Origin of the sequence: uncultured Algimonas sp. (assembly GCF_947498175.1) — a bacterium.
Taxonomy (GTDB): domain Bacteria; phylum Pseudomonadota; class Alphaproteobacteria; order Caulobacterales; family Maricaulaceae; genus Litorimonas.
This window is the reverse complement of record NZ_CANMJB010000002.1, coordinates 111,282-124,832: the sequence shown is the minus strand read 5'-3', so window position 1 is coordinate 124,832 and position 13,551 is coordinate 111,282. Positions and strand designations below refer to the sequence as shown.

The 13,551-nt window shown below is 65.1% G+C and carries 12 protein-coding genes; 5 read left to right on the top strand and 7 right to left on the bottom strand.

The features are described from left to right. Window positions 1–40: 40 nt before the first annotated feature. Window positions 41–1,282 carry a mechanosensitive ion channel gene (locus tag Q0718_RS03060; protein WP_298913276.1) on the top strand — a complete coding sequence of 414 codons (1,242 nt, stop codon included), beginning with the start codon at window positions 41–43 and terminating at the stop codon, window positions 1,280–1,282. A 169-nt stretch (window positions 1,283–1,451) separates the two neighbouring features. Further along, entirely contained in the window at window positions 1,452–2,246 is a 795-nt protein-coding gene (locus Q0718_RS03055; RefSeq protein WP_298913274.1) for a 1-acyl-sn-glycerol-3-phosphate acyltransferase, read from the top strand. Between the two features lie 80 nt (window positions 2,247–2,326). Here the strand turns inward: Q0718_RS03055 and Q0718_RS03050 are convergent, their stop codons facing one another. From Q0718_RS03050 to Q0718_RS03025, 6 genes are all read right to left on the bottom strand, one after another. Next, window positions 2,327–3,109 carry a succinate dehydrogenase iron-sulfur subunit gene (locus Q0718_RS03050; protein WP_298913272.1) on the bottom strand — a complete coding sequence of 261 codons (783 nt, stop codon included), beginning with the start codon at window positions 3,107–3,109 and terminating at the stop codon, window positions 2,327–2,329. Window positions 3,110–3,190: 81 nt separating this feature from the next. Further along, window positions 3,191–4,639, bottom strand: a complete 1,449-nt coding sequence (gene creD / locus Q0718_RS03045) for a cell envelope integrity protein CreD (protein WP_298913270.1) — start codon at window positions 4,637–4,639, stop codon at window positions 3,191–3,193. Between the two features lie 127 nt (window positions 4,640–4,766). Beyond that, entirely contained in the window at window positions 4,767–5,042 is a 276-nt protein-coding gene (locus Q0718_RS03040; RefSeq protein ID WP_298913268.1) for a hypothetical protein, read from the bottom strand. A gap of 198 nt (window positions 5,043–5,240) precedes the next feature. Further along, complete coding sequence (locus Q0718_RS03035) at window positions 5,241–5,981, bottom strand: DUF4197 domain-containing protein (protein ID WP_298913265.1); 741 nt, start codon at window positions 5,979–5,981, stop codon at window positions 5,241–5,243. Continuing rightward, a complete protein-coding gene (locus tag Q0718_RS03030) occupies window positions 5,978–6,826 on the bottom strand; it encodes an enoyl-CoA hydratase-related protein (protein WP_298913263.1) in 849 nt (282 codons plus the stop codon). Before Q0718_RS03030 ends, Q0718_RS03035 begins: the two co-directional genes overlap by 4 nt. A gap of 168 nt (window positions 6,827–6,994) precedes the next feature. Then, window positions 6,995–8,305, bottom strand: a complete 1,311-nt coding sequence (locus Q0718_RS03025) for a replication-associated recombination protein A (protein WP_298913261.1) — start codon at window positions 8,303–8,305, stop codon at window positions 6,995–6,997. 95 nt (window positions 8,306–8,400) lie between these two features. Between Q0718_RS03025 and Q0718_RS03020 the strand changes: the two genes are divergently transcribed. Continuing rightward, window positions 8,401–9,903 (top strand): ATP-binding protein, encoded by a 1,503-nt coding sequence (locus Q0718_RS03020; RefSeq protein ID WP_298913258.1) that lies wholly within the window; start codon window positions 8,401–8,403, stop codon window positions 9,901–9,903. Between the two features lie 14 nt (window positions 9,904–9,917). Here the strand turns inward: Q0718_RS03020 and Q0718_RS03015 are convergent, their stop codons facing one another. Next, on the bottom strand, window positions 9,918–10,412 hold the full coding sequence (locus tag Q0718_RS03015; protein WP_298913255.1) for a hypothetical protein: 495 nt from the start codon (window positions 10,410–10,412) through the stop codon (window positions 9,918–9,920). 918 nt (window positions 10,413–11,330) lie between these two features. Here Q0718_RS03015 and Q0718_RS03010 point away from each other — a divergent pair. Next, window positions 11,331–11,957, top strand: a complete 627-nt coding sequence (locus tag Q0718_RS03010; protein ID WP_298913252.1) for a PAS domain-containing protein — start codon at window positions 11,331–11,333, stop codon at window positions 11,955–11,957. Between the two features lie 79 nt (window positions 11,958–12,036). Then, on the top strand, window positions 12,037–13,542 hold the full coding sequence (glpD, locus tag Q0718_RS03005; RefSeq protein WP_298913249.1) for a glycerol-3-phosphate dehydrogenase: 1,506 nt from the start codon (window positions 12,037–12,039) through the stop codon (window positions 13,540–13,542). Window positions 13,543–13,551: the final 9 nt, after the last annotated feature.

Below are 13,551 nucleotides of genomic sequence, written 5' to 3'. Positions count from 1 at the left end.
GGGCTGATACCACCAGGCTTTTGAAAGGGGACTCCACAAGATGGACCAGATCAACCAATTCATGGCGGAGATGCCGGGCTGGCTTGCCGCCGTCATCACTGCCGTCGTGGCGATCGTCATCGCCTTCATCGTCAAGATCGTCATCACCACGATCGTCAACAAGACGCGTCTCGGCGCGAAAGCCAGAACGACTGGCGGCAATCTGGGCAGCGCCTTGGGACGGGCCGGTTTCTGGCTGACGCTCTTGTTCTTCGTCCCACCGTTCCTCGGCTTCCTCGAACTCGGTGAATACGGACGACCGATCGACGACATGTTCCGCAACATCTGGGGCTTCCTGCCGAACCTGATCGGTGCGGCCCTGATCCTCGGCATCGGCTACGTCATCGCCAAGATCGCGCAGAACGCCACGACGACGACGCTCAGAGCCATGCAGATCGACAATCTGATGACGCGCTTCGGCGTTACAGATGCGACGGGATCGCAGGGTTCGCTTGCATCGGCCGCCGGCACGCTCATCTTCATTCTCGTTATCGTGCCGGTCCTGATCGGGGCGCTCGGCGTGCTGGACATCGACGAGATTTCCATACCGCTCAGCAACCTGCTGCAGGACTTCCTGGACTTCATCCCCGAACTGATCAGCGCCGCCGTGGTGCTGGCTTTGGCGATCTTCATCGGACGGTTCGTGTCGAACTTCCTCAAGGGGTTGCTGCCGACGCTCGGTTTCGACAATTCGATCAACACGCTGATGTCGATCGATGACGGCAAGGGCCTGCGTTTCGCCCCGTCCGTCGTCGCCGGCAATCTGGCCTTCCTGATCATCGCGGTGCTCGGCCTGACGGCGGCGCTCGACATTCTGGGCATCGAGTTCCTGTCGGCCACCTTCGACGACATCGTCGCCTTCGGCGGACAGTTGCTGCGTGCCGCCGTGCTCATCATGATCGGCGTGTTCCTGGCGAACTTCATCAGCCGCATCATGGCCGGTATGATCAGCCCGCGCATCGCGGAACTGTTCCGCTATGTCGCGATCCTGATCTTCGTCTTCCTGGGTCTGTCTTCGCTCGACCCGGCCGGAGACATCATCCCGACCGCTTTCGGTGCGCTCGTCATCGGCACGGCCGTGGCAGGTTCGCTCGCCTTCGGCCTTGGCGGCCGCGATTGGGCCGGACAGGTTCTGCAGAAGCTTTTCCCACCCAAGGACATGAGCAAGCCGGTCGAAAAGACGCCTGCAAAACCGGCGGCGCGCAAGGTGCCGGTCCGCCGCAAGACCCCGCCAAAGGTCTAGGCCGACCCGTATCGGATTATGAAAGCCGCCTCTCCGGAGGCGGCTTTTTTTCGTGTCCGCCTTAAGAGCGCTGCGGGCGGAATTGCCTGTGTGGAGGAACAGGCCTCCAATCGGACCGGACACGGCGCGGCGCTTGCCAACGCCCGGGCGGACAGACAAGAGATCCGCCGTGCATATCGTCGAACAGCTGATCCAAGAGCGAGCGCCCAAGCTCATCGGCCGTCCCCGCCTCTGGCGCACGGTGCGCCCCCTCCTCTACCGTTTGCTTGCCTACGATGCCGCCGTTTTCCTGGCCGACGCCGTCCGGCCCATGAGCGGGCACGCGGCGTTCCGGATGGTCGCCAACCACATCTCGCCGCGCACTGCCGTCGAAGGGCTGCACCATATCCCGCGCAAGGGGGCCTGCATCGTGGTCGCGAACCATCCGACGGGACTGGCCGACGGGCTGGCTGTCTTCCAGGCCATCCGCGACCGCCGCCGCGATCACGTCTTCCTCGCCAATGCCGACGCGTTGCGCGTCGTTCCAAAGGGTGACGACATCATCATTCCGGTCGAATGGGTGCCGGAGAAACGCAGCCTCGCCAAGACGCGCGAAACCTTGCTGGCCATGCGCAAGGCCATCGAGGCCGGACAATGCATCGTCATATTTCCGTCTGGACGGCTGGCCCGGATAAGCTGGCGCGGTCTACGCGAACAGCCGTGGGAAAGCTCCGCCGCCATGGTCGCGAAGAAATACGGCGTACCGGTCATTCCCTTGCGGATAGAGGCGAGGAACTCCCCGCTCTACTACACTTTCCACCGGATCAGTCCCGAGCTGCGCGACATCACCCTGTTCCGGGAAATGCTGAACAAGAAACACCGCCTCTTCAGGCTGACATTCGGCGAGGCCGTCGCGCCCGAGACCCTGCCCGACAATGCCGACGCGGCAACGGCGCTATTGCGAAAGAAGGCTTTCAGTCTCTAGGGCCGTCCGAGACGCGAAAAAAAGAACGTCGACGCCTTTTGCATCTGTCCAATGAACAGGCACTTCTCTGGCGAAAAGATCTAGGCCCGCTCCACCATCATCTTCTTGATTTCGGCGATGGCCTTGGCCGGGTTCAGGCCTTTGGGGCAGACATTGGCGCAGTTCATGATCGTGTGGCAGCGATAGAGCTTGAACGGGTCTTCGAGCTCGTCGAGGCGCGCATGGGTCGCGTCGTCGCGGCTGTCCACCAACCAGCGATAGGCCTGCAGCAGGGCCGCCGGCCCGAGATAGCGGTCGCCGTTCCACCAATAGGACGGGCACGAGGTCGAGCAGGAGGCACACAGGATGCACTCGTAATAACCGTCCAGCTTCTCGCGGTCGTCCGGGCTCTGGCGGAACTCTTCCTTGGGTTCGGCTTCGGTCGTGTGCAGCCAGGGCTCGATGGAAGCGTATTGCTGGTAGAATTGCGACAGGTCGGGGACGAGGTCTCGCACGACCGGCATGTGCGGCAGCGGGCTGATCGTCACGTCCCCGCTGCCCGGCACGTCCTCGATGGCGCGGGTGCAGGCCAGCGTGTTGCGGCCGCCAATATTCATGGCGCAGGAGCCGCAGACGCCTTCGCGGCAGGACCGGCGGAAGGCCAGCGTCGGGTCGATCTCGTTCTTGATCTTGAACAGCGCGTCCAGAACCATCGGCCCGCAATCGTCCAGATCGACCTGATAGCTGTCCCAACGCGGCAGGCCGCCGTCGCTGGGATCGTAGCGATAGATCTTGAAGGTGCGGAGGTTCGCACCGGACCGGGCGGCCTTGTAGACCTTGCCCTTGCCGATTTTCGAATTCTTGGGCAGCGTCAGCTGAACCATCTGGACGTCCTCTTTTCCTTACGAACCCCGCCCTATAGCGGGGTTCGTTTCAGAAACGAAGGACTTAGTCAGCCGGTTGCGCTATTGCGAGTCAGGCATTTTGTCGCCGTACCAGTCCATGTTCCGCGTCAGGTAGAGCGTGGCGGCGATGGCGACGAAGCTGATCAGCGCGCCGACCATCAGGGCGAAGTCCTGGATCCGCATCAGCACGAAGAGCAGCGCATAGACGGCGCCGAAGACAAGCGCGGATTTCAGGATCAGCCCGCGCCCGAACACGGCCCCGGCGTAACCGGCCGTCAAGGCAACGGTCGCGACCGCGCTCAAGACGAAGGCGGGCGTGAAACCGACATGTTCGGCAAAAGCCAGCAGCAACAGGTAGAACACGGCCTGCGCGATGCCGATCAGCAGATACTGCGCGGGATGCACGCGGACGCCGAGCAGGGTTTCCATCAGGAAATAGGCGAGGAAGACGAGGCCGATGAAGAGGACCGCATATTTCAGCGCCCGGTTGACGGTCTGGTACGGATTGAGCGGGCTGACGAAATTGACCGTCATCGCCCCCGGTCCCCCATGCACCAGTTCCCCCATCTGCATGGCCCGGCCTTTGTCCGGAATGCCGCGCCGCAGATAGGGCACGGACCAGTCGGCGGAAAAACCCGCATCGCCGATATCGCGCGACGATGGCGGGAAACGGCCCGCGAAACCCGGATGCGGCCAGTCGGATGCGATCCGCACCTCCGTGCTCTTGGCAAACGGAATGACGGATAGAGCGCTTGCGCCCGTGAAGGACAGCCGCGCCGTGACCGCCTGTTCGCCCGCTTCGATCAACTCGCCGGCCGGAACGGACAGGAGCGTCAGCGCGCCGCGGTCGAGCCGGTCATAGACGATATCGGGACCGGACCTGACGCGACGCGTCGGCTCGGAAGCCACTTCGATATCGATATCGCGGTCGACCGCGGCCCCGGCGAAACGCGACGACGCCGCATAGGGCTCGAATGTCAGCGTCCCGCTTGGCGTGTCGAGCGTGACGTCCGATTGCAAGCCGGTCACGTCGCCCAAGCCGACGATGATCCGTGCGCGGTCCACATCGAAAGACAGGCCCCCTTCGCGCGGCAGATCGCGGAGCGACGGCAGGGTCGCGGAGAGTTCGCCCGACGCCGTGTAGATCGGCACCTTGTAGAGCGAGCGGCTCTTTTCCTCCACGCGGACATCGTCGAATACGGCCGTGCCGCTCAGAGCCGAAACGACATAATCGCCTTCCCGGATGCGGCCGTTGGCGAGCGTTTCCCGGTAGGGCACGACGAGCACGGGGCCGAGCAGGCGCTGTTGACCGCCATAGATTTGGCTGACCTCGCGCGTGACCTCGTCGGCGCGCGAGGAGCGTTCGAAGCTGACGACGGAGATGAACATCACCGGCACCGCCATCAACACGGTCAGCACGAGGATGGCGATCAGCTTGAGGCCGAGCGAGCGGGGCAGGCCGCCGCGCGGTCCGGGCAGCAGTCGGGTCGATGGGGTGGGGTCGGTCATGAGGCGTCTCTATCAGTGATCATCAAAGACGCCATGACCGGAGCTTGTGGCCGGACGATGCCGCAAGTCCAGCGACGGCGAGGCCATGTTCCGGTCGGAATGAGGCCGGTCGGCCAATTAAGGCGGATTAGAGCGCGACGGCGCGCATGTCTTCGTGCAGGCGCGTCCTGTAATCCGGCATCTCGACGGGCCGGCTGTCATTGGCGGCAATCACGGGATCGAGGAACAGGAAGCCGAGTTCGTCGGCGCTGCAGCCCAGCACGTCGGCCAGGTCCTTCAGGATCGAGCGGCGGTGCGAGGCCTGCGCCCCGCGCGCGGCGCGCAGGCCGCTGGTCACGAACTGACCGGAAATGGATTGCGGACATCGATCCGCATCTTCCACGACATGATCCAATGTCGCCACGGCGGCGACCGGATGCACTCTTCTGAAAAAGCCTCGAAACACCATCGGACTCCCCCTGACAGTCCGCCCCCACAATCGGAATTTCGAAACCGGCCCAAGCCCGACCTCGCAATCCCGGTTATCTCGTCAGCACAAATACCAACGCGGGCAAAGCGAAACTTTCATGAAATTCATGAAAAAATGTAAATCGCGGAAAACCTATCCGAAAACACGCTTAAGAATCGCTGAAGTCCGGGCGGCCGGGTCGCGCCGGATCGCCACTTCCTCTTCGGCGATGTAATGGAACACGCCGCGCAGGGCATGGTCCACGCCGTGTCGGACGAGGTCGCGTTTCAGATCGACATCGGCGCCCGTGACAAGCGCGACGGGGATCTGGCTTTCCACCTCGTCGATCAGGCGCAGAGCGCCCGTATCGGCCAGGGCGTCCTGCAGGATCGGCGCGAACAATGTCGTGAGGTCGGCGGACGTGCGGGTCCGCAGATAGTCCGTGGCGGCCGTGTCCGATCCGCGCACGATCCCGATCGCGTCCCGGATGGTCAGGTCGCGCACCGCGCCGATGAAGATGTCGCGCGCGACCGGCGCCGCCTTTTCCGCACCGCGGTTGAGCTGCTGCTGCAATTCCACCAGCAACCCGTCCGCCCCGACGGGCGCCAGATAGCTTTGCAGATCCTGCAGCACGGCCGGCAGCGGAATGCGCACGACCGGATTGCCGAAGAAACCGTCGCGCCGCCCCAGCTTGGACAGGGCGTTGCCGACCCCGTTGTCCAGCGCGGCCCGGATGCCCAGCGCCGCATCGCCTTCGCTCAATGTGCCCGCGCCGAGAACGCCTTCGATCAGCGCCGGATCCAGCGTCTCGCAGGCGGCGAGCGGCAGGGCGGACAGGGACAGCAGAACGGTGCGGCGGGTCGATGTCATCAGGGTCGGTTTCCTATCGGTCACGGCTTTTGGGTCCTTCGGTCCGCAAAGCGCGGCTCGCGTTTTTCCAGGAAGGCCCGCACCCCTTCTTCGCAATCCGGCGCGGCGAAGGCGGTCTCCAACAACGCACTCTCTTCCATATGCGCGGCGAAGGGTTCACCGTCCAGCGCGCCGTGTCCCAGCATCGTGCGCCGCAGAAGGCGCTTGTTCTGCGCCACGGCTTCAGGCGAGCAATTGACCGCGATGTCGCGCGCCAGCTCCAGCGCGCGCGGCAGAATGTCGGCCGCGTCGTGCAGTTCCGCAAACAGACCGGACCGCAAGGCGTCTTCCGGATCGATATAGCGTCCCGTCAGCGACCATTGCGCGGCTTTCGAAAAGCCCACCAGTTTCGGCAGGAAGAACGACGCCACTCCGTCGAAGACGATGCCGCGCCGCACGAAGGGGAATGCATATTTGGCCCCGCGCGCCGCGATGCGGATGTCGCACGGCAGGGTCATCGTCAGGCCGACCCCGACGGCGGCCCCGTTGATCGCCGCGATCACCGGCGTGTCCAGCTTTGAGATTGCGAGGTTCAGCACGCCGCCCGTGTCACGCGGCACACCGTCCACCCGTTCCGCGTCGACATCCAGGCCAGCCGACCCGAACCCGTCCGAAATGTCCGCCCCCGCGCAGAAAGCCCGCCCCGCCCCTGTCAACACGATGACGCGTACGCTATCGTCGCGCTCCAAGTCGTCGAAGATCGCCAGCATGCGCTCGAAGACAGCGGCGTTGAAACTGTTCAGCGCGCCCGGCCGATTCAGCGTGACGATGGCGACGGAGCCGACGTCGGCGTCGCGTCCGGACAGGACGATGTCGTCAGTTTCGCTCATCATGTTTCCTTCTTCGGTTGCATGACCGCCTAGCCGTCCTGCTCTACGGCGTCCACGAAGGCCGCAACGTCATCCAATCTGCGCTGAGGGCTTTTTCCCAGTCCAACACCCTGTCCGCTGTCGCCGGCTTGATCGGCATCGATTCCAGAGATGCGCGATACAGGAGCGTCACGATCCCGCACCCCCACGCTTGGCGGCCCGCAATTCCGTCCAGCGTTCCAGGCGTTCCGCGATCGCTTTTTCCCGGCCCGCCCCCTTCGGTGCGTACAGCGCGACGCGGTCCATCTCGTCCGGCCAGTAATCCGCGCCGGAGAAGCCGTCCGCACTGTCGTGGTCATATTCATAGCCGGCGCCGTAGCCGAGCGACTTCATCATCTGGGTCGGCGCGTTGAGAATGGTCTTGGGCGGCGCGACCGAACCCGTCGTCTTCGCCAGCGCAAGCGCCGCCTTCCATGCCATATAGACCGCATTGCTCTTGGGCGCGGTCGCGCAATGCGCCACGGCTTGCGCGATCGCCAGTTCCCCTTCCGGCGAGCCGAGCCGCTCATAGCTGCGCGCGGCTTCCATGCTGATCATCAGCGCGACCGGATCGGCGGCGCCGATGTCCTCGCTCGCGAAGCGTATCACGCGGCGCACGATGTAGCGCGGATCCTCGCCGCCCGCGATCATGCGCGCCAGCCAATAGAGCGCGGCGTCCACGTCCGATCCGCGCATCGATTTGTGCAGCGCCGAGATCAGGTTGTAATGCGCCTCGCCCGACTTGTCGTAGACCGGCGCGCGCTTCTGCAACAGTTTCGACAGAGCCGTCTCGTCCAGCTCGGCGTCTTGCGCGAACACCTCGTCGGCCAGCGTTAACAGATAGCGCCCGTCACCGTCGGCGAAATCGATCAGCTGCGCCCGCGCCGCACCCGTGACCGGCAGCTTGCGGTCCAGCAAGCGCTCCGCCCGCGCCAACAGTCCGCCCAGCGCGTCCGAATCCAGCCGATCGAGCACGAAGACCTGGCAGCGCGACAGCAAGGCGGCGTTCAGCTCGAAGGACGGATTTTCCGTCGTCGCTCCGACTAGCGTGACCGTCCCGGCCTCGACGTAAGGCAGGAAGCCGTCCTGCTGCGCCTTGTTGAAACGGTGGATCTCGTCGACGAAGAGCAGCGTCCCCTGCCCCGCCTGCCGCCGCGCCTCGGCCGCGTCGAACACCTTGCGCAGGTCCGCCACGCCGGAGAACACCGCCGACAGGGCCACGAAATCCAACCCGGCCCGGCCGGCCAGAAGGCGCGCGATCGTCGTCTTGCCCACGCCCGGCGGCCCCCACAGGATGCAGGACGACAGCCGGTCGCGCTCCAGCATCCGCCCGATCGGACCGTCCGCACCGAGCAGGTGATCCTGCCCGATCACGTCGGACAGATCGGACGGGCGCAGCCGTTCGGCCAGCGGTTGCGGCGCGGCGTCGGACAGGCCGGCGGCTTCGAACAGGCTGCTCATGGCGCGGACCCTATCATCGATGCGGGGCGGCACAACGGTCCATCCGGGCCTGTCCCTTTCAGGAAATCTAAACGCTTTGTCATCATGGAAGACAGGTGGGAAATTCTAACGAGCAGGCCGGGATGTCGGATCCGGGCGTGCGCAACCGGAAGATTTCTGCCAGCATGTTTGCCGCTCCCTTCAGACGTTTCGAGAACTTCCTGCGCCTGCACGATGCGCCGCACACGCAGAGCGAACTCATGCGGGCGCGCGCCTGCTACCTGATCGGGCTGATGTTCATCGTCACGCAGCTGATCAACCTCGTGAACATGAGCTGGGCCTACCGGACGCTCACGGCCGACCACCTCATCTCGGTCAAGGCCATCCTCGTCGTCGGCGCGACCATCGTGTCGCTGCGCTGGAGCAAGCGCATGTGGCTGGTCGCCAGCATCTATTCCGTCATGGTCGTCGGCGGGATCATCGCGTCGGCCTGGCCGACCGGGCTGGGCATCAACACGTCGTTGCTGCCCATGCTGATCCTGGCCATCGTGCTGAACGGCTTCGTCGCGGGCTGGCGCGCCGCGCTCGGCTTCGGCGCGATCGCCCTGGCCCTGACCTGGGCGCTCTACTGGCACAGCAACCATGCCCATTCCCCGACCATCTTCGTCGACCGGGCGGACATCCGCCTGTTCCAACGCGCCATGCAGACCACGCTGGCCATCGTCTGCGTCACCGGCGCCAGCGCCCTGTTCGCCTGCTACATGGACCGCGCCTTCGCCAAGCTCGAAGCCGCGCTGCGGCGCGCGCGCGACAGCGACCGGGCCAAGACCGAATTCCTCTCCACCATCAGCCATGAATTGCTGACCCCGCTCAACGCCGTGGTCGGCCTGTCGGATGCGTTGCGGCGCACGCCGCTGGGCCACGAACAGCGGTCCTTCGTGGAGACGATCGGCCATTCGGGCGAAATGCTGCAACGCACCATTTCCAACGTGCTGACCTACGCTTTGCTGGATGCCAGCCGGCTGAAGCTCGATCACAGCCCGTTCGAGCTGATCGAGGCTTTGCGCGAGGCGATCGCCCCGCATGCACTGGCCGCGCGCGCCAAGGGCCTCGTCTTCGACGAAAGGCTCTCGACGCAGCTGCCCGGCCGCGCGATCGGCGACAGCAAACGCGTCGTCCGCCTCGTCTGCGAGTTGCTGGACAATGCCGTGCAGTTCACGGACACCGGCCGCGTCGAGATCCGCATCGCCGCCAGCCAGGACGAGGGGCGCCACGTCGTCGCCCTGTCCGTGACCGATACCGGCCCCGGCATCGACCGCGACCAGCTGTCCCTGATCTTCGAACGGTTCACGCAAGCCGATGGCAGCATCCGGCGCGAACATGGCGGCATCGGTCTGGGCTTGAACATCAGCCGCGGCCTGACACGCGCCATGGGCGGCGACCTGACCGTGGAAAGCCGACCCGGACAGGGCAGCCGCTTCGTCGCCCATTTCTGGCTGGACGCGGTGGATGAAGAGGCCGAAGCGAAAACCGTCGTCGATCTGGTCCCGGAGCTAGCCGGACCGAAAGCCGCCCCGGCCGTGCGACCCGCACACCTGCCGCTTGCCGGGACGAGCTGACGCGCACCGCGCGGTCACCAGATCAGACCCGACGATTCCAGCCGCGGCCGCTCCGGTTGGCGCAGCCAGTCATTGATGCGCGGGTAGCCCGCCCCGACATGCGGCCAGGACGAGTCGTCCACCGGTTCGCTGTCTTCGGGCAGACCGTGCGCGGCGCAATAGTCGTTGATCCGTTTCACCAGCAGCCCGTTCGTCATGCCGCGTCCCAGCCCGCCGCATTGCGGACACAGCCCGCGCGGCGCCAGCAGGCCGATCGCCGCGATCACTTCCTCGCGCAGCAGGTGCTGCGCCACGATCATGATGTCGCGCGTCGTCTCAGGGCTTTCCAGCTGCGCGATCATCGCCTCGCGTTCGTCCGAAAAGTCGGCCCGCGTCTCCGCCAGCTCCCGTTTCAAGGCCCGGATCCGGTCCAGCAACTCGTCCACCTTGTTGCGCATCCGCCGCGTCTCGCGGCAGCGCGCGGCATTGTAGGGTACGGGGCGGTTATCGTCGTCATTGGGGACTCGCATGATGGGTTTCCTTCTGCTTTCTGTCGGTCCGGCATATCGCCGGATCTGTTTTCCTTCGTTCCTCATCCCCCGAACGTTTCGGCCGTCATGGCCGCCCCGCGAGGGCCCCGGATCGGGTCCGGGATGAGGGTGATCGTGCTTTACTCATGCGGGACGGTGCGACCGGGTTGCGGGCTTTGGGCCCGGTCCGGCATGGGTCATCGTCCCGATAGAAGGGACACGAGGCGCGGGCTCCGATCCGTTGATGGATGGAAGCAAGAACACACTAATTTACAACAGGCCGGAGCCCGCGCGGATGGAGCGTGCTGGCGCACGCGCCGCATCGTCGGCGGGGTCGGTTCATTGGCTGGAACGGTCTCCCCTCCTTCGGACAACGCATCCGTCGGAGGCTCCAAGGCGCACGCTCCGCCAACGGGTCGCCCCGACGGCTTTGCGGCGGTGCGCGGCTCGGGACGGGATGCGATCAGCCTGCGACCGCGCCTCGTCCGCCTCCGGATGTTTCCGCGCGCCAGGCGGCCGGATCTTCCCCGGCACGTCCGGCGGCGGATGGGTCGTTCGCCCCATCCGGAAACCGCACTCCACCGCCCGCAACGCCGAAGGAACAGGCTTCCCCCTCGTGTCTGTTGCGGACCATTCCGTTATAGGGCCGCCCGGCATTGGCGCGGATCGATTCGGCGATATTTCCGCATTCCCGCGGATGGGGCGACGCAAAAGCGCCATGGCGGCGGCGTTTGCGGGGCGGATGGACGCGGACGTTTTTTACCATTCTTTTGCATGGGCGGCGTTTCAGGCGGAAATTCAGGCGGGCCGCCGGACCGGGAAAATCTTTCGAGCCCTCTTCGCCTTATCGGAGCCTCATCAGGATTTGATTCACGGTTTTAAACTAGATCGTATTGAAACCCAGCGAACGAGGTCTGCATGTCCGCTCAGAAATCCACCATCCACGACGGCATCGACGGCGGTGTCGCCCAGGCGATGCTTCGCCAATCGCCGGAATGCGTCAAGCTGCTCGACAATACGGGCGAGCTGCGTTTCATGAGCGAGAACGGCATGACGGTCATGGAAATCGAGGATTTTGATAAGGTCGAGGGCCAGATGTGGTGGGCCCTCTGGCCCACGGACCTCAAGGAAACCCTGAAGGATGCGGTCGACGCGGCGCGGCGCGGCATGGGTGCAACCTTCGAAGCCCCTTGCCCGACGGCCCAGGGCACGATGAAGCATTGGCGCGTCAAGGTCAGCGCCGTGAAGGGCGGACAGCTGAACGGCATGATCATCGCCTCGTCGCGCGACATCACGGCGGAGGTCGCCGAACGCGAGGCCCGGCGCAAACTGGAAGAGGAGAATTGCGCCATGGCGGATAACGCACAGGCCACGGTGGACGGCCTGCGCGGCGACATCGCCCGAAACCAGCTTCTCGCCGATCTGATCCTCAGCGTGTGCGACAGCGGCCAGGCCCGCGACCTCAAGACCTATGCCAAGGAAATCAAGGATTCCGCGGCCGCCATGCTGTCGAAACTGTCCGATCTGGAAGCGTCCGCCGCCTGACCGGTCCGGCGCACCCATCAGGCGCGTCTTGTGGGCGCGCCCGCTTGCCACCGCCCGCCCCTGCGCTATGCGCGCCCCCATGAGCTCTTCGGGTCATTCACCGTGCGACCTGCTGGTCATCGGCGGCGGCATCAACGGAACGGCGATCGCGCGCGACGCGGCCGGTCGCGGGCTGAGCGTCGTGCTGTGCGAGAAGGACGATCTGGCCCGGCACACGTCGAGCGCATCGACCAAGCTGATCCATGGCGGCTTGCGCTATCTGGAATATGGCGAGTTCCGCCTGGTGCGCGAAGCCCTGATCGAGCGTGAAGTGCTGCTGCGCGCCGCGCCGCACATCATCTGGCCGATGCGCTTCGTCCTTCCCTATGACAAGGGCCGGAACGGAAAAGGGATGCGGCCGGCCTGGATGCTGCGGCTGGGCCTGCTACTGTACGACAATCTCGGCGGGCGTGAGTTGCTGCCCGGCACGAAATCCGTGGATCTGCACGAGCCGCCCCATGCCGGCGTGCTGGACCCGCGGCTGAAGACCGGGTTCGAATATAGCGATTGCTGGGTCGAGGATGCGCGGCTGGTCGTGCTGAACGCGGTCGATGCGCATAATCGCGGCGCGGACATACGCGTCGGCGTCGAAGTGACGGCGCTGTCCGCCCATCCGGAAGGCTACCGGGCCGTGCTGTCCGACGGGACCGAGGTAATCGCGCGCGGCGTCGTCAACGCCGCCGGGCCCTGGGTGGACGCGGTGCTGTTCAAGATCAAGCGGGACCGCAACGAGGCGGGGCTGCGCCTGATCAAGGGCAGCCACATCGTGACGCAACGGCTCTTTCCCGGCGATCATGCCTACATCTTCCAGAACGCCGACAACCGCATCGTCTTCGCCATCCCGTATGAGCGCGACTTCACCCTGATCGGCACGACCGACGTGCCGTGGGATACGGCGCCCGGTCCGATGGACGTCAGCCCGGCGGAAACGGACTATCTGTGCGCGGCGGCGAGCGAATATTTCGCACGCGACATCGCGGCGAGCGACGTGGTCTGGTCCTATGCCGGGGTCCGCCCTCTCTATGACGACCAGAGCGAGAACGCGTCGGCCGTCACGCGCGACTATGTGCTCGACATCGACGAATTGTCCGCACAGCGGCCGGTGCTGTCCATCTATGGCGGCAAGATCACAACATCGCGCAAACTGGCCGAACATGCGATGGAAAAGCTCTCGGACTATTACGGCGAAGCGGGCGGCGACTGGACGGCGCAGGCGCAATTGCCGGGCGGCGACATTCCGGCGGACGATTTCGACGGCTTCGTACGGGACCAGGCCGCCCGCTATCCGGACGTGCCGGATGACGTGCTGCGCCATCTGTGCCGGGCCTACGGCACGCGCATCACGCTGGTTCTGGGCGACGGTCCGAGCCCGAAACTGGGGCGGCGATTCGGCGCACAGCTGAGCGAGGCCGAAGCGCGTTATCTCTTGAGACATGAGTGGGCGCGCACCGCGGACGACATCCTGTTCCGCCGCACGAAACAGGGCCTGCACATGGACCGGGCGGAGCGCGAGGCGTTTTCCGGATGGTTGCGCCTGCAGGGCTGAAAACCGTTT

Coding starts and splice junctions, on each gene's coding strand:
- Q0718_RS03060 (WP_298913276.1), top strand. CDS start 41: ATGGACCAGATCAACCAATTCATGGCGGAGATGCCGGGCTGGCTTGCC.
- Q0718_RS03050 (WP_298913272.1), bottom strand. CDS start 3,109: ATGGTTCAGCTGACGCTGCCCAAGAATTCGAAAATCGGCAAGGGCAAG.
- creD (WP_298913270.1), bottom strand. CDS start 4,639: ATGACCGACCCCACCCCATCGACCCGACTGCTGCCCGGACCGCGCGGC.
- Q0718_RS03030 (WP_298913263.1), bottom strand. CDS start 6,826: ATGAGCGAAACTGACGACATCGTCCTGTCCGGACGCGACGCCGACGTC.
- Q0718_RS03025 (WP_298913261.1), bottom strand. CDS start 8,305: ATGAGCAGCCTGTTCGAAGCCGCCGGCCTGTCCGACGCCGCGCCGCAA.
- Q0718_RS03015 (WP_298913255.1), bottom strand. CDS start 10,412: ATGCGAGTCCCCAATGACGACGATAACCGCCCCGTACCCTACAATGCC.
- Q0718_RS03010 (WP_298913252.1), top strand. CDS start 11,331: ATGTCCGCTCAGAAATCCACCATCCACGACGGCATCGACGGCGGTGTC.
- glpD (WP_298913249.1), top strand. CDS start 12,037: ATGAGCTCTTCGGGTCATTCACCGTGCGACCTGCTGGTCATCGGCGGC.